This window comes from Bacillota bacterium, from assembly GCA_018818595.1.
In the GTDB taxonomy this organism is placed as follows: domain Bacteria; phylum Bacillota_I; class Bacilli_A; order Izemoplasmatales; family Hujiaoplasmataceae; genus JAHIRM01.
Genome location: JAHIRM010000005.1, coordinates 84504 through 109006, shown reverse-complemented (window position 1 = coordinate 109006; position 24503 = coordinate 84504). Strand labels below are relative to the sequence as shown.

Sequence of the window (24503 nt, the reverse complement as noted above, 5' to 3'; positions counted from 1 at the left end):
ATGCCCTCCTATTTTTAATTTTTATTCAATCTCTATATCATCGCTAGATGTCAACATTAATTGATAATTGGATTTTAAGAATACATATGATTCAGAATTAATATCAAAATTAAAATCATAGTAACTTAAAGGTCCAATAACAGTAATGGTTTGTCCGGCGCTAATGCCAAGTATTGAAGCGGTTAATCCAGAAGCGTCATCAATTCTCACGATAAAAGTATTTCCATCTGCATCTTCAACATGAATACTTGAAGTACTAATTGAAGTAATGTTTAAATGTTCAAGCTTAACAATACTTCCAATTTGTATGAAACTAAAATCGTTGTAATCAATAATAACTGGATCTGTGTTAAATATTTCTTCATTAACTGTAAGATTTGTTTTTGAAAAATTTGATACTTGTGGTGATCCACTATAATACGTTGGAACCAATCCACCAACTGTCACATTTGCCCCAATTTGTAATTGGGCAGATGTGGTATATCCTATATACATACAAATGCCATATCCTGATTCTTCTTGCAAATAAACACTTTGTCCAACCATTTTGGTTATAATACCTGATACAACAACCTTTAGTCCTACAAAATCGTTAAAATTATTCATCAAATATTCAATGGACATTTGTGTTCCTTCCTTACTATAGTCGTAGTAGGGATCAAGTTCTCCCCAAACACGTCTTTTTGTAAGTGATGCATCCCAATCGGCTAACGTAAGAATCTCTGTGTATTTTGAACCAGTAGATACTTTATTCTTAGAGTAAGCTAATTCAACTAATTCTAAATTCAATAAAACAAATTGATCTTCGCCACTTGGAATGTACCATACCCAAGCTAAATAACGTCCATTTCCATCTAAACGTTCTCCTTCAGCTTGTAAAACAATTTTTTCAGCATTTTCAAGTCTTTCTATGGTGTAATTAGAAGCCGCTTTGCCCCATGCTTGATAGAGCGCAGTTGATTCTGGTGTATCAATACCCAAATATCTAACTGAGAAGGATTCAGATCCGCTTTGAAACCAAGTCGTATCTCCATCCACAAATCGATAAACCGTTACTTCACCAATTCCATCCGCTATGAATTCTTGTCCTGTATAATCAGATTCTACTAGTTGAAGATTATTTGAATCTTCATCAAAGAATTCATCTAATCGATATAAGTAATTAATACTTAAATTGAGCGGAGTGGTATAAACGCTGATTTCTGTTCCTTTTGCAACTATATCTCCTGCAATTCTATCAGATCCATACTGTACAAACTTATCATACTCATCATCGCTTTCATATATCACGGATACGTCAAAACGAAAATTCACTATTAAGTCAAGATTTTCTAACGAATCGGCAATTTCTGTTCTAGATAAGCCTGTAAGATCTGGCAATGCAACATTTAGGTCTTCTGTCGTGGTAGTTGTTGTTGTTTGACAACCACCTAAGAAAACAAGTATAAATGCAGCAAATATAATTTTTGATATTTTTTTAAACATTTAATTCAGTCCTTTTTCTTACCAGCTTAATTGATTAATCATAAAACTTAATGCTTCTTCTGGTGATTTATTTAATGTATAAATATTTTCCAAGCAATATCCCGCTTCAACACGAGCTGTCGCTGAACCGGCACTACTTGATGCCGCTGCAAAAGCTGGGTCATATTGGAAGTATTCTGTTTGATACCTTGCAACATTTGCGACCATTGATGAATATAAATAATCCCATCTTTCATCGGTTAATACCCAATCAACATCCGCATCTGCTGCCCAATAATCTTGAGCGATTGCTAAGAATTCGGTATAAGTTGCAGAAAAAGTACTTGTTAATTCAATTGGATTAATACTCGCGTATGTTGATAGACGAACAGGAAGATATCCAGTATCCATAGCCCATCTTGCTGTATTATCAGTATTTGTTAAAAATTTAATTAACAACATTGCGTAAAGTTTTTGTGCACTTGTTGCTTTTGAGAAGATTCCAACATTAGGTCCTTGTTGAACTGCAGAAAGTGATCCATTTATTGTAACATCTGCGTCATTTACTGAAACCGTAAATTCATCATCTTCGTTTTCAACAAATTGAGGAATTTGTTGAAAATCTACTTTAAAAATTCCAAGTTTCATAGATGATAATTCATAAGCAGTACTTGGGATGTTATAAGAAACTCCTGCGGTTGAGCCAACAGTCATACATACATCACCATAAATAAAGTTATAAGACCCATAAGTTTGATCCCAATTAATTGGTAAAACTAATAAATTGCTTTGGAACATAGCGTCTAAATAATCTAACATATTTCTTGTTGTATCGTTATCGATTAAAATCTCTCCAGCTAAATTAGTATAACCAGCATTCCATTGACGACTCATATTGATAAATAAGTTCCCAGAGGAATCAAAGTTTAACAGATACTCGCATTGCATTTCAGTTGCATTTGCTCCCGAAGTATCGACGATAATATCTTGTAAAAGAGCTAATTCAGTATAACTAAGTGGCGTATCGTGAGGCAAGAACCCTTCGTCAGAAATTGTAATTCCAGCTGCTCTAATTTCAGTAATGTGATGTTTTAAAACGTCACGGTTTACAGCCATTGTTTCAGTTGATTTTGAAAAAGGTAACGAATAATAATATCCGCCTTGATATTGATTATTTTCTGCTAAATAGGTTGGCAAATAATCAGATAAATCAATTGCAGTTGAAACCGTTTCTCCAAAAATCGAAGATGAAGAATCCGTAACTTCATAAACTTTAGTGCTCTCGATGAATTGATCTAATGATACTACCGCTCCCGCTGTAATATATCCAGCAAAATGGTCAGGATATCCTAAAGCCATTGTAGGAACTTGTTCAACCGAGATTCCTAAGTTGATTTTTTCTCTTAATGTGTTGTAATCCGATTGTGATGTTGAAACAATCGTAACGTTTGGATACATTGCTTCGAATTCAGCAATCATTGCATCAAGTAATGCAGATTTACCTTCGCCATAAATATGCCAGAAAGTTATTTCTACTTCATCGCTAGGTAATTCTTCTAAAATTTGCTCCGTTGCAGTTGTTGTTGTGGTTGTCGATCCAACAGGAACACAACCCAAAAATCCAACTACAAGTAATGCGGTTAGTAAACTAAAAAGAATTTTTTTCATTTTTTCCTCCTATATTATTTAATCTGTTCATTATATGTATAAACCATAATAATGGGTTTATCCTTTTATACCACTTCTTGATACTCCACGCATAATTTGTTTTCTAAAAGTAAAGAATACAATTAATAACGGTAAAGTAACAAGCGCTGCTGCTGCCATTTGTTGTCCATAATCGGTTCGTCCTGTTGAAGTATCCGTAAACGCTCCACGAAGCCCATTACTTACTAACTTATATTTATCACTTGCAGTAACCATCGCTGGCCAAATATAAGCACTCCATGCACCCATTGAATTTAAAATAATAATTGTAACAATGGTTGGTAAAGCAATTGGAATCATAATTTTTGTTAAGTATTTAAAATCTGATGTTCCGTCCACTTTTGCGGCGTAATATAATTCGTTTGGAATTTGTTTGAATGTTTGTCGTAAATAGAATATATAGAAAACACTCACCATAAACGGAATTGTCATCGCTAATATTGCGTCCGAATAAGATTGGGTCAAAATATCATACCATCCAAATTTATTGATGGTTAAAAAATTTGTAAGAATAAAAATTTCGCCTGGAACCATCATCGTTGCAAGCAAAATAGCAAACAAGGTGTTCCTTCCTTTAAAATGAAGCCTTGCAAAAGCAAAAGCTGCAAGAACTGTAGTCGTCACTGTTCCAACCGTAGTTAATAAGGATACAAGAATCGTGTTTCCCATATAAGTGAAAAATGGAAATAATGGCTCCCCTTCTCTAGGACCGCTTGGAACAATCGATGTAAATAGGTCCGTATAATTTGCAATTTTCCAGTCTCCTGGGGCCATTGCTAGTATTGGTGGTAATTGTTCAATTTCAACTTGATTTTTTAAAGAGGTAAGAATCATCCAATAAAACGGAATCAAAATAGCAATCGAAACAAAAACAAGAAAGGAATATGTAACAACATTAGAAATAATTTTTTTGCGTTTATACGCTTTTTCGTTTTCAACAAAAATATCTGCCATCGTCATCACCTCCTAATAATGTACTCTTTTGCGACTTATTGCCCCTTGAATTAAGGAGAAAATAACTGTAATCACAAATAGAATAATTGCTGAGGCTGCGGCATAACTGATATACCCAGGGTCAGTATAACTTGAACGGTAACGATATACAAAGGCAACAATTGTTATCATTGAATATGGTGTTGCCCCTAATCTGTCTCCAAATAGACCAATAACAGAATTATAGGCCTTTAATGCGCCAATCATCGCTGTAATTGAAATGTATAAAATCAGCGGAGATAGAAGCGGAACAGTAATTCGTTTAAATACAGTCCATTTCGATGCGGAATCAATTTTTGCAGCATCATAATATTGTTTATCTATATTTTGTAGTCCACTCGTAAACACTAAAATTTTAAAAGCAAGTCCGCTCCAAATGGTAAAAATTAATAAAGCACTCATTTGAGCAAACCAGGAGGAGGTTCCTCCAATCCAGTTTATAGGATCTAATCCAAAAATTGTTAATATGTAATTAAATAACCCGTAATTCGTATGAAACATAAAGGCAAATGCCATACCAATTGCAATGGCATTCGTCACATAAGGTAAGAAAAATATTGTTTGAAAAAATCCTGTTAATTTTGGAATAGATTTCAATGCAACCGAAATCACAAGCGACAAAATGATTGATATAGGCACTGAAATAAAAGCAATTACAAACGTGTTTTTTAATGCTTGCCAAAATAATTGGTCATTTATTATTTTAACAAAGTTTAATAGAGTAAATCCCGTTGCTTGTCCAACACCATTGTTTGCCAATGGCTCATAATTTTCATAGACGGAAATGATAAAGGCGTTAATTAATGGATAAAAAATAAATACTCCCATTAATATTAATAGAGGGGCTAAATATAGCCACGCTTTTAAATTGTTTTTTGTTTCCATATGTAATTAAAGCACTTTCCCTGACAAATCAAAAAGATGCATTTTTTCTGGTTTAATATTAAAGTGAACTTTTTGTCCTAAGGTAATTTTGTGTTCTGCATCTACAATTGCCTTAAATGTATTTTTGTCTAAAAGACCGCCTTCGTTTCCGGGGATTTCAATAATAAGTGTCGTATCACGACCAATGGTTTCAATTAAATCGATTTCAAAATTGAATGGACTTTCTTTTTTCTTATCAACTAAAAATCCTTCTGGGCGAATGCCTATAAAAACTTTTTGGTCAGCTAATTTTGATGTGCCAATAACCATATTATTGATAAGAACTTGTTTGTTTACGATTTCTCCATCAAACACATTGATTTGTGGATTTCCTAAAAATTTAGCAACAAATAAATTTTTTGGAAAATCATAAACGAATTGTGGTTCTCCCATTTGTTGAATAACTCCATCTTTCATAACGACTATTTCGTCTGATATTGACATTGCTTCTTCTTGATCATGGGTAACAAATACGGTAGTAATTTTAGTTTCTCTTTGAATACGTTTAATTTCTTCTCTAGTTTGAAGACGAAGTCTTGCATCTAAATTAGATAATGGCTCATCAAGCAATAATACTCTTGGTTTTTTTACTAGTGCTCTTGCGATTGCAACACGTTGTTGTTGACCACCAGATAATTCTTTTGGCTTACGATCAAGCATCTCTTGTAATCCAACTAATTCAGCCATCTCCATCGTTCTTTGTTTGGCCTCTTCTTTATCAACCTTTAAATTTTGAAGAGGAAATAAAATATTTTCTCTTACAGTCATATGAGGGTACAGTGCATAATTTTGAAATACTAACCCAATTCCTCTTTTTTCGGGAGGAGTATCTGATACTTCATCTTCAGCAAAGTAGATTTGCCCTTCATTTTGTTTTAATAATCCAGCAATTAAATATAAGGTAGTTGATTTGCCGCACCCTGAAGGTCCTAATAACCCAATTAATTTTCCAGATGGGATTGTCAAATCAACGTGATCTACCGCTCGAACCTCTTTTTTGTTCTTGCTAGTAAAAATTTTGGTTAAGTTTGCCATTCTAATTTCCATAATTTCTGTCTCCTATCAATTTTTACTCTTTATGTAATTATAACATATTTCTAAGCTAAGTTATATATATAAATATATATACTTTTGAAAAGATTATGCCAATAACCCCTGATTTTTCTAAAAAAAAGTGGAAAAAAAAAGAGGTACCTTTATTTGAAAAGGTAATATCCTCATTTATTGCATAAATGCTTTAATGCTGATGATGCTTCCTCCGGTTACGCTACCTAACAAATCTTGTATAATCGTCGTATTATCCCAAACCAAATAAACAATCACGCCCAAGATTGCAAGTCCAATAAATAATTTCACAAATTTTTTAAAAAATACGAATAACCCCACTATAGCAAAAAGTCCTAAGCCAAGAAAGATTGCTCCTTGAGCCCATACAGGTAGATCTGCTAAAAAGTTAAAAATGTAATCTAAGTATTCTTGTAAAAATTCGTTTACTTGATCCATAATTGCTAAAAACAGATTATTTTGAAAGATTGACACATCTTTCACCCCTATTCTTTGAAATTAATTTCTACGTACTATTATTATAGCATAATATTTGAAAACTTAAAGAAGAATTTATCTAATTTTAAAACTTCCTTCTATTTTCTATTGCCTTAGATAAAGTCATATCATCCGCATATTCTAAATTAGAGCCTACAGGAACTCCATATCCAATTCTTGTCACTAAAATATCCATATTTTTTAAAACTCGATTGATGTACATAGCCGTTGCTTCTCCTTCTTGTGTCCCAGAAGTTGCAATAATTAATTCCTTCACAGTTTCGTTTTGAATTCGATTCCAAAGTTTGGGCAAATTAAGCTCATCAGGGCCTATTCCGTTCATAGGTGAAATCGCTCCGTTTAACACGTGATAATGCCCATTAAAATACCCTGATTTTTCAATGGTAAATACGTCTTTTGCAGATTCAACTACCATCATTTTGCTTAAGTCTCGATTAGAATCTTTACAGATTTCACAAGGATCGACATCAGTCAAATGACCGCACACAGAACAAGTAAAAATTTTGTTTTTTACATCCAATATAGCTTTTGAAAATTGTTCTGCTGATTCTTTATCTAATTGATTGATAGTAAAAAGTGCATATCGTTCTGCTGTTTTTCTGCCAATACCTGGAAATTTCATAAATTCAGTTACTAAATCTTCTAACACCTTTGGAAAATGCATTAGAACATCCCCGGCATTTTCATTCCTTGTGTTACCGTTCCAAGGGTTTCTTCTAATTCTTTATCTACTTTTTTAAATGCATCATTTAATGCAACAACTAAGAGGTCTTGAAGCATCTCAATATCGGATAAATCAATTTCATCTTTCTTTATTTCGATGGATACGACTTCTTTTGTGCCCTTAACAGCAACTTTAACAACGGATCCTCCTGCTTGTCCATAAAATGTAGACGCATTTATTTCACTTTGCGCTTTTTTTAAATCCTCTTGCATTTTTTGAATTTTTTTAATCATTTGTGGATTTATCATATATTCTCACTCCTATCCACTATTTTTTTATTGTCACAATATCTCCAAATAAATCTATCGCATCCGCTATTACTTTTTTTTCTTTTTCGGTTTCAACTTCAACTGCAAGTTCTATAGAAACATCTCTTAAATCTTGGCAAACAATTTTAGATAATTTAATATGCCTTTTCCCTTGGCGCCAAAGCAATGCAAATTCATCTGAAATTGTTTGGAAAACGTCTTCTGGTAACGCGATATAATCCAATGTTCGATTAAATGCCTTTTCCAAAACTTCTTTTACCGTTTTTTTGACAGATGGTTTCATCAGTCTATTGCATGGCCCCGCGCTTGAATAAGTCACAATAATTTTATCATATGAACTTGCGACTAACGTTCCGCCTTCAAAAACAGAAGCATATTGAGAATGAATTCCTGAAGGATTGTTTTGAGTAAGCAAATTCCAGTTGTTTATTAAATGAATTTTATCCTCTCTATCTCCATTATTAAGAACGTCTTCAACAAACTCTATTTTGTATGTATTAGAAATATCTTCACATAATTCCTTTTGGATTTTTATGGTTTCTGGCTCTGATTCAGCGGTTTTTTCTTTCTCTTCGTCTTTCGTTTCTTCTTTTACATCTAAAGATTCAAAAGGATCCTCTTCTTCAATTAAAATTTCGGGTTGAAGAATAATGGGTTCTCTTGTTTCAAGGTCTGTCATTCTATGTTCCAATTTTTCGACTGCGTCCATGAGTTTGGCATCGCTTGTTGGTTCCGTATCCGTCATTTTAATTATAGCTAATTCTAGAAATAATTTTGGATTGTTGCTCCATTTAATTTCACTCAAGGCTTTATTTAAAATATCAATGTAAAAGAATATTCTTCGATTACTCATCGTTTTTGAAAGTTGAATAAATTGTTCGTTTTTAAATAGATTACTAGTATTTTCTGTTGCTCCAACATTTTTAAGCATTAAAGTGTCTCTGAAAAATTCGAGTAAATTCAACGCTATTTTTTGAATTTCTTTGCCTTCAATTATCAGTTGATCCATTGCTTCAATCGCTTTAGTTGAATTCATCTCCATGATAGCATCGACTATTTCAATTTGTTTTTGAAAAGAGACAGCTCCACAAATTTGATTCACATCATCTAAGATAATTCCTTCTGGACTAAAAGAGTTTACTTGATCCAAAAGCCCAATAGCATCTCTTAATCCACCTTCAGCATAAATTGCAATTTGTTCCACTGCATTTGAATCGATTTTTATATTTTCTTTTTGGATAATTTCATTTAATTTTCCTATAATTTCTGAAGGAGTAATGGCTTTAAAATCAAAGCGTTGACACCTAGAATGTATGGTTAAAGGTATCTTTTGTGGTTCGGTGGTACACAAAACAAAGATTACATGCGCAGGTGGTTCTTCAAGCGTTTTAAGCAATGCATTAAAAGCCCCCGTAGAAAGCATGTGAACTTCATCAATGATATATACTTTAAATTTCACATATCCCGGCAAGTATTTCACTTTATCGCGAATTTCTCTAATTTCATCTACCCCATTATTGCTCGCTGCATCAATTTCGATTACATCGTTAATTGACCCATCTTGAATCCCTTTGCAATTTTCACAAATATTACAAGGATTTGCAACTGGTGCTAATTCACAATTAATTGCTTTGGCGAAAATCTTTGCAATCGATGTTTTTCCAGTTCCTCTTGGACCGCTAAACAAATAGGCATGTTGGACTTTTCCGTTTTTTAAAGCATTTTGCAAAGTAGTAGTAATGTGTTTTTGTCCTGCTACTTCATTAAAATCTATAGGACGATACGTCCGATATAGTGCACGATAGCTCATAGTTCATCGCCTTTCTTAAGTAATATTTTCACTGCTTTATTCGTTGTTATTGATTATTTATATTGTCTTTTTTTAAAGGTATTAAATCATCTTATATAAGATAAAATTTTGTGTCTAAATCTATTTTTTTTAACCGAAAGCTACTCTTATATTATACTCGATTTCAGTCCCTTTTCATATGGCTTTTTCAATATCTATTCAATTTTTTCTTGTAAATATTTTATAACAAAACTCATTGCTCTGGCCTCAAGCGTTCTATCATTAAAACGTTTTTCTAATTTGCTTATTGTAAGCTGTTCCGTTTCTCCGTTTTGATGGATAAGATAAGCAATTCTTAGGCTTTCTTGAAATTTAGTACTGTTTTGTAATTTTCGAAATTCTTCGATTAAAAATTGTTTTGATTCTCTCATTCGTTGCCCTATTTCATCGAGAAATAACGCTTCATAATCAATTTTCTTCTTTCTATTTGTAATCTTTTGGAGCAAATTATCTCCACCATAATATATTATTGTTACAAAAAAGGGCAATCCCCACAAACTGTATAGTTCAGACAAGGCTCTTCCTTCTTTAACAACCATATAAATAGTATACCCCAAAATAAGAATTGAAGAAAATGCAAAAATCATAAGATAAAATTTAAGCGGTTTTTTATATTGTTTCATTCATATCACCTAAAAGTATTATACAATATTTTCAATGATTTATGGTAAAATATTTATGGTGATATTATGATATTTGATACAATCGTCGGTAAAGCTACCGCAAATGGAGTAAGCGCTCTAAACATTATTCGTGTTTCTGGAGAAGATGCAATAGAACTTGTGAACAAGATTTTTGTTGGAAAAAATCTTTTAGAAGAATCCGGAAACTCTGTGGTTTATGGTCATTTAATTGATAAAGAAGATCTTGTTGACGAAGTAATGGTTTCTCTCTTCAAAAAACCAAAATCCTTTACAAAAGAAAACATGGCAGAAATTTCTTGCCATGGCGGCAATTTTATTGCAAATGAAATCCTTAAACTTTTGATAAAAAACGGCGCTCGCATGGCCGAAAGAGGAGAGTTTACAAAACGAGCATTTTTAAATGGCAGAATTGATTTGGCTGAAGCGGAAAGTATTATGGACATTATTAATGCAAAAACGAAAGCTCAACTTCAAATTGCTGGTAATGCTTTGAATGGAGATTTAAGCAAATTAATTCATTCACTCCAAGATGAAATTTTGGAAATTGTAGCTCAAATTGAAGTCAATATTGATTATCCAGAATACGACGATGTCGTAATTATGACAGATGAAATTATTATTCCTAAAATCATTCTTTTAATCGATAAAATCAAAATCATTCTTGAAAAGGCAAACACTGGTAAAATTATTAGAGACGGCATTAAAACCGTTATTATTGGGAAACCCAATGTTGGAAAATCAAGTTTGCTAAACTCGTTGTTAAAAGAAGAAAAAGCAATCGTGACCGAAATTTCAGGAACAACTAGAGATTTAATCGAAGCTGAACTCGATTTAAACGGAATTCTTTTAAAATTAATCGACACCGCAGGAATACGAGAAACATCAGATTTTGTCGAAAAAATCGGAGTAGAAAAAGCGAAAAACGCGATTTTAGACGCCGAATTAATTCTTCTCGTTCTAGATCAAAGTCAATCACTTACCGACTTAGATATGAATCTTCTAGATTTAACAAAAGACAAAACAAGAATTCTTGTAGGAAACAAGATCGATTTAGGAAAGAAAATTGATTTGGAAAGTGAAAAAGTTCTAAATATTTCTGCTAAAAACAATTTTGGATTAGAAGATTTAGCCAAAGAAGTTAAAAGTTTATTCATAAATGAAGCTATTCTTGAGAATCACGAAACCGTTTTATCCAACGTTAGACATATAGCAAAACTTCAAGAGACCTTGCTTTCAATGGAAGATTCTTTATTTGCTTCAAAAAATAGAATGCCAATCGATATGGTGGAAATAGATTTAAAACACGCTTGGGCTACTTTGGGAGAAATCACGGGTGATAATTCAAGCGATCATTTAATATCATTATTATTTTCGAAATTTTGTTTAGGCAAGTAACGTTTCACGTGAAACATTTAGAAAAAGAAAGCACACGATTTTTCACTCGTGTGCTTTTTTATTTCACAATTTCAACACGTATATTTGATATAATCCTAGTAATCATCTAAAAATGAAGTCTTTTCTTCATCATCATAATATCCTAAAACGCCTTTTATATTAACGTTTTCTGCAGATCTAAATATATTTATATCTGTGTTTACATAAATTTTTCGCATTTGACTAACTAAATCTTTCATTTCTTTCCGTTTTGAATCTATTTCACAACTAGCAATTTTACATCCACAAGCCATTGTTTCCAAATGGTGATATTTTGAAAAGTGAATAATATCTTTTTCCTTTATTAAATACATAGGCCTTATAAGCTCCATGTCCAAATAGTTTTTTGATCGAGCCTTTGGTAACATAGTTTTAAATGTACCTGTATAAAAAACATTTAAAAGAGTCGTTTCAATCACATCATCAAAATGATGTCCGAGAGCTAATTTATTGCAACCATTTTCTTTTGCAACTTTATACAAAAACCCTCTTCTCATCCTAGCGCATAAAAAACAAGGAGATTCAGGAGACATCTTGTTTGAAATATCAAAAACATTTGACTCAAGTACTTTTACTTCTATCCCTAATTTTTTGCAATTATTCAGGTGAAGATCCAAATGAGCTTTATCAAATCCCGGATCCATTGTAATAAAAACCAAATCAATTGACACGTGATTATGGCGCTTTATTTCTTGAAATAATTTTGCGAGCAATAGCGAATCTTTTCCTCCGCTTAAGGCAACCGCAACTTTATCTCCATCTTTAATCAAATCATATTCTTCAATCGCTTTTAAAAATTTAGAAAAGATTGGCCCTTTAAATTTTTTCATCAAACTTCTTTCTACATTTTGTTGAAAAGTAAATTCTCTCATATAACTTCACCTCGAAATATAACTCTATTATACACAATAAAGTATGGTTTGTAAACGTTAATGTAATTACAAATAATCAAAAATAATTAAAAATAATTCTTGATATATTGGAAATAAAGTGATATAATTAGTAATAGATAGAAATCGTATTATAATGGAGGTTGAGACAATGACAAATTTCGTTTGGGCTTCAAAGAAGCCTCTCGATGATATTGCTACGCTTTATGAAGCAAACATTACTTTAAATAAATCCGCTACTGCTTACTTTGAAAATGCTTATGTTGTTTTACTGGGATTTGATAGCTCTAGTCAATTAATTGCTATAAAACCAATTACAAAAGAAGAAATTGGCTTGGGATATGTTCCTGAAGAACAGCAACACAACATAACGGTTAAATCAAGTTATTCAAGAATTTGTAATAAATTATTTTTAAAAGAAATATCTGATGAATTAAAATTGGATTTTTCTAATAATCAATCTTACAAATTCAAGGCTTATTGGAATAAAAAAGAAAATGCGTTGATCATTGACTTAAAGAATAGAGAGGTGTAATGATTATGGTATTAACAATAGAGACAGGGACCATAATGATTTATGTTTGGTTTGGATTAATTATTTTCGCTGGAATCATTGAAGCGTCCACTATGGATCTTACAAGTATCTGGTTTTCAGTAGGAGCTTTTTTCGCGCTGATTGTCGCTATTTTTCTCCCAGATTATATTATTTTACAAGTTGTAATTTTTATCATCGTTTCCGTTCTTCTTCTTTTAGGACTTCGCCCATTATTTAGAGAGTACATTCGTAAAAACGAAATTAAAACGAATTCAGACAAACTAATAGGAAAAATTGCGATTTGTACAAAAGCGATTTTAGATGGCGAAAGAGGAGAAGTTAAAATCGATGGAAAAATCTGGACCGCTATTGCAAACGAAGATATTCAATTAACTGAAAAAGTTGAGGTTCTTTCAATCGATGGCGTAAAATTAGTGGTTAGAAAAAACTAATGAATGCAGGATTTCTTAAACGAGCGATTTCATCGCTTATTGACATCACGATTGTATTTATTATAGTTTATGCTACGTTTGCTTTATTTGGAAGAACGCTTTTAAGAAATCAAGTTCCTGATTTTGATGAAATTTTCGCCACTTATTCAGAAATTATCGATGTTTATAACTCTGATTTAGCATTACTTCAAGAAGAATATAATGCTCAACTTGAACTCGCTGGAGAAGATCAACTTCTAATTGATGAAGTAAAATTGAATTACCAAGAAAAGGTAAATGTCTTAGATGAACAAAATACGGTGGATATTGAACCCTATAATCGTCCATTAACTGGTTATTTTATCAGTACTATTTATTACTTTACTTTTGGTTTTCTCATTTTAATGTCTATCTATGCAGTTGCGACCAAAGGCCGAACGTTGGGTCGAACGTTGTTGCAAATTAAATTAGATGGTCCAGTCAATGTTTTATCAGTATTCTTCCACGATATTGTCTTAAAATATTTCTTTATCGTGTTGGTTTTTGTAGTAAGCATGTATGCAGGAGCTATTTTATTTCTGTTATCATTAATTATCGATTTAGGATTAATGTCTTTTACCAGAAAAAGGTCTACATTACGCGATATTTTATTGAAAATGAGTGTCGTAAAGGCCGGATATGGATATTAGATTTTAAGATAGGATTTACTAAAAGATTTCAAAAATATTTAATAATCACAAAAAAATATATTATATAAGGAGGATTTATAATGTTTATACCATTCACACTAGAAGTAGACATCACAGGAATTATTGTTATAATCGCTTTATTAATTATCATCATTGTTTATGTTGGATCAAGATTCAAAATTATCCCTCAAGCAACACAATATGTAATTGAAAGATGGGGTAGCTACTATAAAACTTGGAATACAGGGTTACACTTCTTAGTTCCATTTATCGATCGCATTAAAAGAACCTACAACGCTAGAGGACAAAACACCGATTTTATTATGCTAAAAGAACAAGTCCTAGACTTTCCACCTCAAGCTGTTATTACAAAAGATAATGTTACAATGCAAATTGATACTGTTGTTTTCTTGCAAATAACAGACTCAAAACAATTCGTTTATGGAGCTGAAAATCCTGGCCTATTAATTGAACATCTAACCGCCACTACTCTTCGTAATATTATTGGAGAACTTGAATTAGACGAGACTCTTACAAGTCGCGATTTAATTAACGAGAGAATGCGTGTTATTCTAGATGAAGCAACCGACCCATGGGGAATTAAGATTAATCGTGTTGAATTAAAAAACATCATTCCTCCACAAGTAATTAGAGAAGCGATGGAAAAACAAATGCGTGCTGAACGTGAACGTCGTGAATCTATACTAATTGCTGAAGGAAAAAAAGCTGCTAACGTTCTTGAAGCAGAAGGTGAAAAAACCGCTGCTATCTTAAGAGCTGAAGCAAAAAAAGAAGCCGCTATTCGCGAAGCTGAAGGCCAAGCCGAAGCCATTCTTAAGGTTCAAGAAGCTACTGCGCGCGGTATTGAATTAATTAAAGCAGCAAAAGCAGATCATACCGTTCTTACTTTAGAAGCATATAAAACGATGGAAAAAGTAGCCAATGGTCAAGCAACTAAAATTATTATTCCTTCTGAATTACAAGGAATCGTTGGTTTTGCAACTGGCTTAGTTGAATCATTAAAAGAACCAGCAAAAAAATAAAGTAAGTAAGTAAAAAAATAAAAAGTCGAGAATTTCTCTCGACTTTTTTTAATTTGCTGGTCTAGAAATCATAAACTCTTCTAAAACATATACTCCTGTAGGCACAATAGAAAGTCCTGTGTCTTTTTCAAGACCATAAGAAATGACTTGAATGTATTCATTTGTTACTGTGATCATTGGTATTACTGGGTTTTCTTCAATAAATTTATAATTTACGTCAATACCCGATGATTTATCTCCGCCATAATATTTCGTTCCAGATGTATTGGCTGTCAAATAAGTAACTCCTAAAGCGCTCGTATAATTATTGAAATGACAATCTTCTTCTAAAGCTTCTATCAAACTGATAGTACCTTTAAAATATTCATTTGATCTTTTAAATTGGATTAACTCTAAGTTTTGATAAACCGCTCTTGAATATTGATGATCATGTCCGGCAAGCACCAAATCAACACCAAATTCATCAAATATTGGGACTAAATTATCTCTTACACTATCTGTATCATAAGATAAACTGTAAGGTCCTCTGTGCAATAATACAATTGTCCAGAGTTGATTATTATTTGTTAAATCATTTCTAACCCATTCATTTAATATATCCGCATTGCTTTCATCATAAGTAATACAAGCAGTTGTTCCATCACAATATATCTCTGTATCTATAACTACAAAATGTGCAGTTCCATAATCAAAACTATACGTTTTACCATCATCAAAATGGGATGTTCTTAAGTCTCCATCTATTTCATTAAACTCTTCATATATCGGCCCATTGTTTGGTAAATTCATATATCCATCGAATTCAAGACTGTTTATTCTATCTTCGGTAATTGCGCCAGAGTCGTGATTTCCCGTTGTTGCAATAAGTGGTTTTTCATATGAAAACACTGAAGAATATTTAAAAAATAAATTCCATTGAGATTGTACATCAGCATCATTTATAACGTCCCCTGGAAAAACGACAAAATCATAATTCTGTTGACTGAAATCTAAAACATTTAATATCGAATAAGCATAAGCCATGTATCCTGTCTCGGCATTTTCTTGAGGATCGGCCAAATACATAAATGTAAACGATTCTGCTTCAGAATCTGGCATAGAAAATTCATGATATGCACTTGTTTCCGAATCATCGTTGTTAGTAATTCGATACGAATACGTTTGTGCTGAAATTAAATCATCCATAACAGCTTCATAAAGATAAACGGTCTTATTGTTTACTACAGTTATTTTTTGAGTAGCTTCTAATCTTGTATATTCTCCCGAATCTTTTAATCCGTATTCGACAAACCCTAACGTATTCGTCGATAATTCAAAATTGATTCCCATCGATGAATAAGGTGTTTCGGTTAAAAACAAACCAATATTATTCTCATTTTCCAAACTTCCCACTATTGCACTTATCGTTTGTGGTAAAGTGGTTGTTAATTCTGTTGTTACTTCTGTTGTAGTCGTCGTAGTCGATGTCGTTTCTTGACAAGCAACTAAAAAGAAACTTAAAAGTAGCACAAGAAACAAAATTAATTGTTTTTTCATTTTTACACTTCCCTAATATAAATCGTTATTATATGTATTCTCAATATATCTCAAATGATGAAAAATAGCAATGTTTTTTCGCAGAGCCTCATAATAACTTGGTCGAAAGAAAAATTATATCTATTCTATTTTAAAATTCGCAATTTTTAGGAGTTCTTGGGAAAGGAATTACATCTCGAATGTTGTCAATACCTGTAACATACATGACCATTCTTTCTAATCCTAATCCAAATCCCGCGTGAGGACAACCCCCATATTTTCTTAACTCTAAATACCACCATAGATCCTTATCTTCTACGTTCATTTCATGCATTCTTTTTTCTAATATATCCAATCTTTCTTCTCTTTGTGATCCACCAATTAACTCTCCTGCTCCTGGAACAAGCAAATCCATAGCAGCAACGGTTAATCCATCTTCATTTTGTCTCATATAAAAAGCCTTAATCTCTTTTGGCCAATCAATCACAAATACTGGACCATCAAAATATTTTGTCAAATATTTTTCATGTTCAGTAGCTAGATCTTCTCCTTGTTTTGGTTTGTTTTCAAAAGCAACAGGACTTTTAAGTAAAATATCAATTGCATCTTTATGAGTTACTACCTTAAATTTAGAGTGAATCACTTTTAATAACTTTTCTTTTAATCCTTTCTCAACGTATTGACTAAAAAAATCTACTTCAGCTTCACAATCATTCAAAACTGTTTTAATAACCTCCTTAACCATCGCTTCTGCCAAATCCATATCATCATTTAAATTTGCAAAAGCAATTTCTGGTTCAATCATCCAAAACTCCGAAGCGTGTCTTTGGGTATTTGAATTTTCGGCACGAAAGGTTGGTCCAAATGTATAAACATTACGAAAAGCTAAAGCGTATGCTTCGGCTTGAAGTTGACCTGAAACCGTCAAATTTGTGGCTTTCCCAAAAAAGTCTTTTGAGAAATCAAGTTCTTTTGAAGGCTCTTTTAATAAGGCTTGATAATCGAGGGTGGATACCTTAAACATTTCTCCTGCGCCTTCTGCATCAGCTCCTGTAATAATGGGAGTATGAACGTAAATGAAATGTTGTTCTTGAAAGAATTTATGAATTGCATAAGATACTACAGATCTTACACGGAAGACAGCGCTAAACAAATTGGTTCTCATTCGCAAATGTGCATTTTCTCTTAAGAATTCTCTTGAGTGTCGTTTGGGCTGAATCGGATACGTTTCCAAACTATCTCCAACAAGAATAATTTCTTCGGCTTTGATTTCAAAAGGTTGTTTTAATTCCGGAGTTAAAATAACGGTCCCAACCACTGTGATTGCAGATCCTACTCTAAATTTTTGAACTTCTTTAAAATTTGAAACTTTAGTATCTTCATATACTATTTGTATTGTTTCAAAAAAAGTTCCATCATTTAAATCAATAAATCCAAATTCTTTTTGTGCTCGATTATTCCTAATCCAGCCATTTACTGTAATGGTTTGTTTTTCAAATAATTTATAATCTTTATATAACTTTCTTACTGTTTGTTCCATGAGAAATCCCCTTTCAAAATTTGTTTTCGAATTACATTATTGTGTTTTTCAATTGCATAACGAAGCGTTGTCCTTGGAATATTTTGATAATTCTTTATGATAAATTCATTTAATAATTGTATATCTTTTTTTCCAACTTCTCTTAACATCCATCCAACCGCTTTGTGAATTAAATCGTGTTTTTCTTTCAAAAGTATTTTTGATAAGTCTATTGTCACATCCAAAATTCCGTTTTGAATCAATATCCATGTTGAAACAATACTAATTCGTTTTTTCCAAAGATCATTTGATTTTGCTAGTTCATATAAAACTTTATACTCCTTTGTGTAAAGTAAATATCTCCCTAAGACGTTAGATGCAGACGTATCAACTAAATCCCATCCATTAACAAATTCAATATGATCCAAATAAAATTTAACAATTTGTTTTTGCTGTTCAACTGATGCTTTTTTCATCTGATTTGTCATAATAATAAGGCTACATAATCTATATTCGTGTATGGGGTTTTCTAATAAAGTTACAAGAGCTTCTTCGCTCATATTGTTTCCATATTTTTTAGCGATTTTTCGAACTTCTGGGACTCTAATTCCTAAAAACAAATCATTACATTGATATTCTTTGTCTTTTGTTTTGTGATGTAATGTTTCTGGTTTTGAAGAACTGAAACTTAAAAGTTGATTTACATCATGTTCCATCATAAAAATCACTCCTTAAAAAAACAAAAATCGCCCTAAAATGCAAAGGACGAATGGCTCCGTGGTACCACCTTTATTCTGGCATCGCCAGCTCTTAATATCCTTAACGCGGATAAGGCGGACAGTTCTACTAATATTCTTCTGTCTCTCCCGGTGTTCTTTTAGATAAGGTATGTATAAGGCTTTCACCGTTTCCTTATTCGCTTTGATAAAGAGCTTATCTTACTTTTCCGTTCTTCGATTTATTTATATTATAACACACTCTTCTTTTTTGTAAATAACTACTGGAATGTTTATTGACAAAGAAGAAAAAACAATATATAATAACGTTGTTTATTATAGACAACGCAATACGGAGGCCGCTATGGAAACAGCAATTAATGCTTTAACTAAATTATTTTTTTCTAGAAATGAAGCTCTTATTTATATCTATTTATTGGAAAATCAAGGAGAAACTGTTTATCAAATCGCTAAATCATTAAACTTATCTCGGTCGAGTATTTATCCGATAATGGATAAATTTTACCAAGAAGGCGTTGTAATGCTTGAAAACGGTGAAAAAGATCGCTACTTTCCTTTAGAACCAGAAATCTTATTAGAAAAATTAAAATCAACTTATGAAAAAAATATCGATTCTACAGCAAAAATACTCCAAAAAATCACTCCAAAAAATCAAAGAGAAACTTATTTAAATCTCATTAATTTTGATGCAATCATTTCCAAAGCTAAAGCTATGTTATTAAGTGCAACTGATGAGGTTTATATCAATACAGATTTAGATTTAACTCTTTTTGATAAAGAGTTTGAATTATTAGAGAAAAAGAAGATTCGAGTTATTGTTTTTTCTTTTAAAAAATATGATTATAAAAGACAAAACATAGAATTATATTCTCATGAATTAACAAGTCTTTCTTGCAATCGTTTAATGGTGGTTGTAGATTATAAAAATGTTTTAGTAGCGAATGTAAATGATCCTGAATTGGAATGGATGGGCACCTTTACAAATAATCCTTTGATGGTTAGAATCATTTCAGAACACATTCATCACGATATCTATTTGCTTAAATTCAAACAAAAACTTGGAATTGATTTATTTAAAATGCATCCTGACATTTTTTTACATACCCTAAATGAGAAAGGGCTTATGAATGGATAATCAAATTACTAAAAAGAATTACTTAAAATATATTCTTGCGATTGCACTTCCTGTTTCGATACAAAGTTTATTTCAATCTTCATTAAGTGTTATTGATCAAATTATGGTTGGATCTCTTGGAGAAACCAGCATAAGCGCTGTTGGCTTAGGAGGAAAGTATCCTTCTGTTTTCTTTTTTACTCTTGCATCTATATCCGTTGGTGCAGCAATCTTGATTAGTCAATTTCGAGGAAAATCCGACAAAATAAACGTTTCCAAGGCTTTTACGCTTTGTATAAAATGGGGATTAATGCTTACATCAATTTTCTTTATTGTTGCATTTTTCTTTTCAACAAGCATCATGTCAATTTATACTTTTGATTCCTCTGTTATTTCAATCGGTAGTCAGTATTTAAAAATTTTAACCATCGGTTTCTTTCCTGGCTTTTTAACTATCATGCTTAGTACTCTTCTTCGAAACACCGGAAAAGCAAAACAACCAATGGTAGCTTCTATTGTTTCAGTTATTATAAACACTTTATTAAATTACATTTTAATTTTTGGTCATTTAGGTCTTCCTGCCCTTGGAGTCGCCGGCGCAGCAATAGCAACTACCATTACTAGATTTATAGAATTTTTTGTTGTATTATTCTTTTTTATTGTTCATCAAGCAAAAGATGAATACAAAATTAATTTTAAAATAAGAAGTGAATTTGCATTTATGAAAACCGCGTTTCTAATTATTTTGCCATTATTTTTAAGCGAATTTCTTTGGAGTGTGGGTGAAAATGTTTATAGTATTATTTATGGACATATTGGAACTTCAGAGATGGCAGCAATGACTTTAATTACCCCTGTTGTAATGTTAAGCATTGGTTTGTTTTTTGGAATTTACCAATCTACATCCATTCTAGTTGGAAATCAATTAGGAAAAAAGGATTATGATATGGCATATTTTCTTGGCAAAAAATCTATGAAAATCGGTCTGGTTGGAACAACAATAATTGGATTATTTGTTATTTCTTTTTCTAAATTATATCCTCAATTATTTTTAGTATCCGATTCAACAAAACAAACTACTACTTTGCTTTTAATTGCTTTTGCGGTTGTACTTTGGATTAAGGTTTCCAACATGGTGCTGGGAGGTATATTAAAGTCTGGCGGAAAAACAAAATACGTTTTTTATATGGATTTATTGGGGACGTGGTTCATCGGTGTTCCCTTGGGACTAATTGCCTCTTCTGTTTTCCGCTTTCCAATTGTATTGGTATATTTAATAATTGCTTTTGAAGAATTGGTTCGCTTAATCATTGGATTGAAGTTGTTTAAATCAAAAATATGGATACAATCCATTTAATTTAAAAAGAAAAGTTGTCTAAATTTTAGACAACTTTTTTATTATGCAAATAATGTCGATACTCCTTGATCATCAATAATATTAATAATTCCTTGTCCTAAGAGTCTAGCTACTGATAATTGAACTAACTTTTCAAAGGTTTTTTCTTTTGGAAGTTCAATGGTGTCTGTACATACAAGTTCAATAATCGGAGCTTTCATAACTAATTCTACTGCGTTTTCAGAAAGTAGTGGGTGAGTACAACAAGCATATAAATCTAATGCTCCCGCATTCTTTAAAGCGTGTGCTGCGGCAAAAATAGATCCTGCAGTATCAATCATATCATCAATAATAATACAATTCTTTCCTTTTACACTACCAATGATATTCATTACTTCTGAAACGTTTGGTTCAGGTCTCATTTTATCAATGATTGCAATTGGTGCAGATAAAACGTCGGCTAACGCTCTCGCTCTTGCAACGCCTCCGTGGTCTGGAGAGACAACAATACAATTTTGTATATTTTTTTGTTTGATATATTCTGCGATAATTGGAAGTGCTCTAAAATTATCAATCGGAATATTGAAAAATCCTTGAATTTGAGCGGCATGTAAATCCATGCAGAGAACTCTAGTGGTTCCCGCAACTTGTAATAAATCCGCAACTAACTTGGCTGAAATTGGTTGGCGCGCTTTTGTTTTTCGGTCTTGTCTTGAATATCCGTAATAAGGAATTACTACGTTAATTTCTCTTGCAGAAGCTCTTTTTAAAGCATCAATCATAATTAATAATTCCATTAAATGTTCATTTACTGGACTGCAAGTTGATTGAATTACAAACACCTTGTGTCCTCTAACTGTTTCGGGAATGTTGATATTAATTTCTCCATCTGCAAAGTGTGATACTTCGCAGTGACTAAGCGGAATGCCAATATAATCTGCAATATCTTTTGCTAATTTTTTGTTAGAGCTTAGGGCAAATACTTTTACTTTTGACCCATGAAAAACAGCCATTTTATCCCTCCAAGAATATAAGATTTTAACCACTATCTATTATACACTATTTTTTCAAAAGAAAAAAGTGCTAACTTTTGATAAGTTAGCACTTTGTGGTTAAGTTAGATAATTATTCAACTTTTACTTCAGGAAGTTTCTCGAAAGCTTCTAAGACAGCTTTTTCAATTAAACTTCTTGTTTCGGTATTGATTGGGTGGGCAACATCTTTGAATTCTCCGTTCGGCATTTTTCGACTTGGCATTGCTACAAAAAGCCCGTTTTTCCCTTCAATAATCCTTAATTCATGAACAACGAAGCATTCGTCAATTGTAATGGCGGCAATTCCCACTAAACGATTATCTCCATTAACTCTTTTTGCACGAACTTCTGTTATCAACATATTACCACCTCTTTTGTATGATTATATCATGCAAGAAAACGTTTTCCAATAGCTTTTATAATAAAAATCATAAAAAATTGTAAATATTCATGAAATAGTTATCACGATACTCTGAAAGAAAATCATTCGTAGCTTGATCCACTTCTTTCATTAATTTAATAAATGTAGATCCAGACCCGGTCATTACTAGTCCTTTTTCTCCTAGTTTAGTGCTAATTCTTGCCTTAGCTAATGCAACGTCTTGATTATTTTCGATGGATATTTCTTGCAATGCATTGTGCATATTTGCAATAAATTCATCAATATTTTTATGAACAATGGCTTTTTTTATGTTATTAATGTCCACGTTGATAAACCCTTTACGGTTTCCAATCGTAAAAATATCTTTTGTGGCAATGTAAACTCTTGGATTAATAAGAAGTAATTTATAAGAAGAAAAATCAAAATCGATTTTAGTTATTTTTTCTCCCAATCCCTCAACTAATGCAGGATAATCAACTAAACAATAAGGAATATCTGCGCCAAATTTTAAACCTACTTGAATCATTTCTTCATTAGATAAATTTAATTCAAATAACGTGTTTATCCCTTTAATAATGCTTGCTGCATCGACTGAATTTCCAGCCAATCCAGCTCCAAAAGGAATTTTTTTATCAATTTCAATTTGAATTCCAAATTGCGGAACGTATGTGTGCATCATATATCTTGCTGTATCAAAAACGATATTGTTTTGATTGGATAAAAACAAATCGTTTGATCGAATAATGACTAATCCTTCACAATTTGTTTTTTCTATTTTTAAAGTGTCAAATAGATTGATTTTTGCATTAATCATTTCTAAATCATGATATCCATCTTTTCTTGCATCTAGTACGTTGATAAATAAATTTACTTTAGCATACGCCTTTTCAATTACCATACAATCACCTCTTTTTATTCTTTTTAAATTGTTTATAGTCTAATAATTTCCATCCTACAATCGAAACTACAAAAGCGCCAATCGAGCCAACAATTAAATCAAGCATCGTATCTACTAATCCATTGTCCTGCGGGAAAATTGGAATTAAATTTTCCCATTGATATCTTTGCATATTTCTTAAAGTATCTTCGTTTGAATTGTAGGCAATTGTATCTACAATAAATTCATAAAATTCCCAAAAAACTAACAAGGTTATTGCAAATGTAAATGCAAATATAGAGACGAGTCTAGTGTTCATTTGCTGGGATAGTTCTCGACTCTGGTTGTAAAAATGAATTATTTCAAACGCTATAATCGAAATCGTAATTCCGCTCACGATATGAAGAACTTTATCATAGCCATTTATGCTAACCAAAAATCCATGAATGTTCCCAAGTACGATGGCACAAAAAAGAAAAATTAAAACTAAAATTTCTAAATAATTTGGAATGTCTAACTTAAATCTGGATTCGATTATCCAAGGAATTGAAAAAAGTGCGATTGCTAATATAGCCAAAAAGATGTTTGAAATACCCGCATCTCTAATGTCCGCATCGTCTGCTAAAACGACACTTATTATTGACGCAATCAGTTCCAAAAAGACAATTCCCACCAAAATTAAATACACAATTTTTGAACTTTCTAATTTGAAACGTTTTTTAGTCATAAAATACACCTCGTCTTATTTTATTTTAGCATATTTTTTCATTTTTTTAAATACGATTCTAATTGTTTAAACTAAAAAGAGTTAAGAACTAAATTTCTTAACT

The 24503-nt window shown here is 32.0% G+C and carries 25 protein-coding genes and 1 other annotated feature; of the genes, 7 read left to right on the top strand and 18 right to left on the bottom strand.

The window, feature by feature from the left end; translation table 11 throughout:
• Positions 1-21: 21 nt before the first annotated feature.
• The 10 genes from KJ971_01465 to KJ971_01420 all read right to left on the bottom strand — a co-directional run bounded on the left by KJ971_01465 (position 22) and on the right by KJ971_01420 (position 10116).
• A complete protein-coding gene (locus tag KJ971_01465) occupies positions 22-1485 on the bottom strand; it encodes a thermonuclease family protein (GenBank protein MBU1144511.1) in 1464 nt (487 codons plus the stop codon).
• Positions 1486-1503: 18 nt separating this feature from the next.
• Entirely contained in the window at positions 1504-3132 is a 1629-nt protein-coding gene (locus KJ971_01460) for an extracellular solute-binding protein (GenBank protein ID MBU1144510.1), read from the bottom strand.
• Between the two features lie 57 nt (positions 3133-3189).
• Positions 3190-4125 carry a carbohydrate ABC transporter permease gene (locus tag KJ971_01455; protein ID MBU1144509.1) on the bottom strand — a complete coding sequence of 312 codons (936 nt, stop codon included), beginning with the start codon at positions 4123-4125 and terminating at the stop codon, positions 3190-3192.
• 12 nt (positions 4126-4137) lie between these two features.
• Positions 4138-5049 carry a sugar ABC transporter permease gene (locus KJ971_01450; protein ID MBU1144508.1) on the bottom strand — a complete coding sequence of 304 codons (912 nt, stop codon included), beginning with the start codon at positions 5047-5049 and terminating at the stop codon, positions 4138-4140.
• A gap of 6 nt (positions 5050-5055) precedes the next feature.
• Positions 5056-6135: an ABC transporter ATP-binding protein gene (locus KJ971_01445; GenBank protein ID MBU1144507.1), complete on the bottom strand. Its 1080-nt coding sequence runs from the start codon at positions 6133-6135 to the stop codon at positions 5056-5058.
• 174 nt (positions 6136-6309) lie between these two features.
• On the bottom strand, positions 6310-6627 hold the full coding sequence (locus KJ971_01440; GenBank protein ID MBU1144506.1) for a hypothetical protein: 318 nt from the start codon (positions 6625-6627) through the stop codon (positions 6310-6312).
• Positions 6628-6715: 88 nt separating this feature from the next.
• The gene (recR, locus tag KJ971_01435) at positions 6716-7315 is read right to left on the bottom strand and encodes a recombination mediator RecR (protein MBU1144505.1); all 600 of its coding nucleotides are present in this window, start codon (positions 7313-7315) and stop codon (positions 6716-6718) included.
• Entirely contained in the window at positions 7315-7623 is a 309-nt protein-coding gene (locus KJ971_01430; GenBank protein MBU1144504.1) for a YbaB/EbfC family nucleoid-associated protein, read from the bottom strand. Before KJ971_01430 ends, recR begins: the two co-directional genes overlap by 1 nt.
• A 19-nt stretch (positions 7624-7642) precedes the next feature.
• Positions 7643-9454 (bottom strand): DNA polymerase III subunit gamma/tau, encoded by a 1812-nt coding sequence (gene dnaX / locus KJ971_01425; protein ID MBU1144503.1) that lies wholly within the window; start codon positions 9452-9454, stop codon positions 7643-7645.
• Positions 9455-9648: 194 nt separating this feature from the next.
• Entirely contained in the window at positions 9649-10116 is a 468-nt protein-coding gene (locus KJ971_01420; protein MBU1144502.1) for a hypothetical protein, read from the bottom strand.
• A 66-nt stretch (positions 10117-10182) separates the two neighbouring features.
• On the opposite strand from KJ971_01420, the gene mnmE reads away from it, so the two are divergent.
• Complete coding sequence (gene mnmE / locus KJ971_01415) at positions 10183-11532, top strand: tRNA uridine-5-carboxymethylaminomethyl(34) synthesis GTPase MnmE (protein MBU1144501.1); 1350 nt, start codon at positions 10183-10185, stop codon at positions 11530-11532.
• 95 nt (positions 11533-11627) lie between these two features.
• Here mnmE and KJ971_01410 read toward each other — a convergent pair whose 3' ends face one another.
• Positions 11628-12443 (bottom strand): hypothetical protein, encoded by an 816-nt coding sequence (locus tag KJ971_01410; protein ID MBU1144500.1) that lies wholly within the window; start codon positions 12441-12443, stop codon positions 11628-11630.
• Positions 12444-12612: 169 nt separating this feature from the next.
• Here KJ971_01410 and KJ971_01405 point away from each other — a divergent pair, with 169 nt between their 5' ends.
• The 4 genes from KJ971_01405 to KJ971_01390 all read left to right on the top strand — a co-directional run bounded on the left by KJ971_01405 (position 12613) and on the right by KJ971_01390 (position 15159).
• On the top strand, positions 12613-12996 hold the full coding sequence (locus KJ971_01405; protein ID MBU1144499.1) for a hypothetical protein: 384 nt from the start codon (positions 12613-12615) through the stop codon (positions 12994-12996).
• 5 nt (positions 12997-13001) lie between these two features.
• Positions 13002-13448 carry an NfeD family protein gene (locus KJ971_01400; protein ID MBU1144498.1) on the top strand — a complete coding sequence of 149 codons (447 nt, stop codon included), beginning with the start codon at positions 13002-13004 and terminating at the stop codon, positions 13446-13448.
• Positions 13448-14116 (top strand): RDD family protein, encoded by a 669-nt coding sequence (locus KJ971_01395; protein ID MBU1144497.1) that lies wholly within the window; start codon positions 13448-13450, stop codon positions 14114-14116. The genes KJ971_01400 and KJ971_01395 overlap by 1 nt, the downstream gene beginning before the upstream one ends.
• Positions 14117-14196: 80 nt before the next feature.
• The gene (locus tag KJ971_01390; GenBank protein MBU1144496.1) at positions 14197-15159 is read left to right on the top strand and encodes an SPFH/Band 7/PHB domain protein; all 963 of its coding nucleotides are present in this window, start codon (positions 14197-14199) and stop codon (positions 15157-15159) included.
• A 48-nt stretch (positions 15160-15207) separates the two neighbouring features.
• Here KJ971_01390 and KJ971_01385 read toward each other — a convergent pair whose 3' ends face one another.
• The 3 genes from KJ971_01385 to KJ971_01375 form a co-directional block, all read right to left on the bottom strand.
• Positions 15208-16695 (bottom strand): metallophosphoesterase family protein, encoded by a 1488-nt coding sequence (locus tag KJ971_01385; GenBank protein ID MBU1144495.1) that lies wholly within the window; start codon positions 16693-16695, stop codon positions 15208-15210.
• A gap of 130 nt (positions 16696-16825) precedes the next feature.
• A complete protein-coding gene (gene asnS / locus KJ971_01380) occupies positions 16826-18214 on the bottom strand; it encodes an asparagine--tRNA ligase (protein MBU1144494.1) in 1389 nt (462 codons plus the stop codon).
• Positions 18199-18912 (bottom strand): DNA alkylation repair protein, encoded by a 714-nt coding sequence (locus KJ971_01375; protein MBU1144493.1) that lies wholly within the window; start codon positions 18910-18912, stop codon positions 18199-18201. The genes asnS and KJ971_01375 overlap by 16 nt, the downstream gene beginning before the upstream one ends.
• A 39-nt stretch (positions 18913-18951) precedes the next feature.
• Positions 18952-19156: a binding site (T-box leader), on the bottom strand.
• A gap of 117 nt (positions 19157-19273) precedes the next feature.
• Between KJ971_01375 and KJ971_01370 the strand changes: the two genes are divergently transcribed.
• Both KJ971_01370 and KJ971_01365 read left to right on the top strand, forming a co-directional pair.
• The gene (locus tag KJ971_01370) at positions 19274-20065 is read left to right on the top strand and encodes a hypothetical protein (GenBank protein MBU1144492.1); all 792 of its coding nucleotides are present in this window, start codon (positions 19274-19276) and stop codon (positions 20063-20065) included.
• Complete coding sequence (locus KJ971_01365; GenBank protein MBU1144491.1) at positions 20058-21401, top strand: MATE family efflux transporter; 1344 nt, start codon at positions 20058-20060, stop codon at positions 21399-21401. The genes KJ971_01370 and KJ971_01365 overlap by 8 nt, the downstream gene beginning before the upstream one ends.
• A gap of 41 nt (positions 21402-21442) precedes the next feature.
• On the opposite strand, the gene KJ971_01360 is transcribed toward KJ971_01365, so the two are convergent.
• From KJ971_01360 to KJ971_01345, 4 genes are all read right to left on the bottom strand, one after another.
• Positions 21443-22393, bottom strand: coding sequence for a ribose-phosphate pyrophosphokinase (locus tag KJ971_01360; protein MBU1144490.1), 951 nt, complete (start codon positions 22391-22393; stop codon positions 21443-21445).
• Between the two features lie 112 nt (positions 22394-22505).
• On the bottom strand, positions 22506-22775 hold the full coding sequence (spoVG, locus tag KJ971_01355; protein MBU1144489.1) for a septation regulator SpoVG: 270 nt from the start codon (positions 22773-22775) through the stop codon (positions 22506-22508).
• A 67-nt stretch (positions 22776-22842) separates the two neighbouring features.
• Positions 22843-23694 (bottom strand): 4-(cytidine 5'-diphospho)-2-C-methyl-D-erythritol kinase, encoded by an 852-nt coding sequence (ispE, locus tag KJ971_01350; protein ID MBU1144488.1) that lies wholly within the window; start codon positions 23692-23694, stop codon positions 22843-22845.
• Between the two features lie 4 nt (positions 23695-23698).
• Positions 23699-24400, bottom strand: a complete 702-nt coding sequence (locus KJ971_01345; protein ID MBU1144487.1) for a hypothetical protein — start codon at positions 24398-24400, stop codon at positions 23699-23701.
• Positions 24401-24503: the final 103 nt, after the last annotated feature.

What these genes read in the sequence shown, in the direction of transcription:
- KJ971_01465 (MBU1144511.1), bottom strand. Translation starts at nt 1,485, where the DNA reads ATGTTTAAAAAAATATCAAAAATTATATTTGCTGCATTTATACTTGTT.
- KJ971_01460 (MBU1144510.1), bottom strand. Translation starts at nt 3,132, where the DNA reads ATGAAAAAAATTCTTTTTAGTTTACTAACCGCATTACTTGTAGTTGGA.
- KJ971_01455 (MBU1144509.1), bottom strand. Translation starts at nt 4,125, where the DNA reads ATGGCAGATATTTTTGTTGAAAACGAAAAAGCGTATAAACGCAAAAAA.
- KJ971_01450 (MBU1144508.1), bottom strand. Translation starts at nt 5,049, where the DNA reads ATGGAAACAAAAAACAATTTAAAAGCGTGGCTATATTTAGCCCCTCTA.
- KJ971_01445 (MBU1144507.1), bottom strand. Translation starts at nt 6,135, where the DNA reads ATGGAAATTAGAATGGCAAACTTAACCAAAATTTTTACTAGCAAGAAC.
- recR (MBU1144505.1), bottom strand. Translation starts at nt 7,315, where the DNA reads ATGCATTTTCCAAAGGTGTTAGAAGATTTAGTAACTGAATTTATGAAA.
- KJ971_01430 (MBU1144504.1), bottom strand. Translation starts at nt 7,623, where the DNA reads ATGATAAATCCACAAATGATTAAAAAAATTCAAAAAATGCAAGAGGAT.
- dnaX (MBU1144503.1), bottom strand. Translation starts at nt 9,454, where the DNA reads ATGAGCTATCGTGCACTATATCGGACGTATCGTCCTATAGATTTTAAT.
- KJ971_01420 (MBU1144502.1), bottom strand. Translation starts at nt 10,116, where the DNA reads ATGAAACAATATAAAAAACCGCTTAAATTTTATCTTATGATTTTTGCA.
- mnmE (MBU1144501.1), top strand. Translation starts at nt 10,183, where the DNA reads ATGATATTTGATACAATCGTCGGTAAAGCTACCGCAAATGGAGTAAGC.
- KJ971_01410 (MBU1144500.1), bottom strand. Translation starts at nt 12,443, where the DNA reads ATGAGAGAATTTACTTTTCAACAAAATGTAGAAAGAAGTTTGATGAAA.
- KJ971_01405 (MBU1144499.1), top strand. Translation starts at nt 12,613, where the DNA reads ATGACAAATTTCGTTTGGGCTTCAAAGAAGCCTCTCGATGATATTGCT.
- KJ971_01400 (MBU1144498.1), top strand. Translation starts at nt 13,002, where the DNA reads ATGGTATTAACAATAGAGACAGGGACCATAATGATTTATGTTTGGTTT.
- KJ971_01395 (MBU1144497.1), top strand. Translation starts at nt 13,448, where the DNA reads ATGAATGCAGGATTTCTTAAACGAGCGATTTCATCGCTTATTGACATC.
- KJ971_01390 (MBU1144496.1), top strand. Translation starts at nt 14,197, where the DNA reads ATGTTTATACCATTCACACTAGAAGTAGACATCACAGGAATTATTGTT.
- KJ971_01385 (MBU1144495.1), bottom strand. Translation starts at nt 16,695, where the DNA reads ATGAAAAAACAATTAATTTTGTTTCTTGTGCTACTTTTAAGTTTCTTT.
- asnS (MBU1144494.1), bottom strand. Translation starts at nt 18,214, where the DNA reads ATGGAACAAACAGTAAGAAAGTTATATAAAGATTATAAATTATTTGAA.
- KJ971_01375 (MBU1144493.1), bottom strand. Translation starts at nt 18,912, where the DNA reads ATGATGGAACATGATGTAAATCAACTTTTAAGTTTCAGTTCTTCAAAA.
- KJ971_01370 (MBU1144492.1), top strand. Translation starts at nt 19,274, where the DNA reads ATGGAAACAGCAATTAATGCTTTAACTAAATTATTTTTTTCTAGAAAT.
- KJ971_01365 (MBU1144491.1), top strand. Translation starts at nt 20,058, where the DNA reads ATGGATAATCAAATTACTAAAAAGAATTACTTAAAATATATTCTTGCG.
- KJ971_01360 (MBU1144490.1), bottom strand. Translation starts at nt 22,393, where the DNA reads ATGGCTGTTTTTCATGGGTCAAAAGTAAAAGTATTTGCCCTAAGCTCT.
- spoVG (MBU1144489.1), bottom strand. Translation starts at nt 22,775, where the DNA reads ATGTTGATAACAGAAGTTCGTGCAAAAAGAGTTAATGGAGATAATCGT.
- ispE (MBU1144488.1), bottom strand. Translation starts at nt 23,694, where the DNA reads ATGGTAATTGAAAAGGCGTATGCTAAAGTAAATTTATTTATCAACGTA.
- KJ971_01345 (MBU1144487.1), bottom strand. Translation starts at nt 24,400, where the DNA reads ATGACTAAAAAACGTTTCAAATTAGAAAGTTCAAAAATTGTGTATTTA.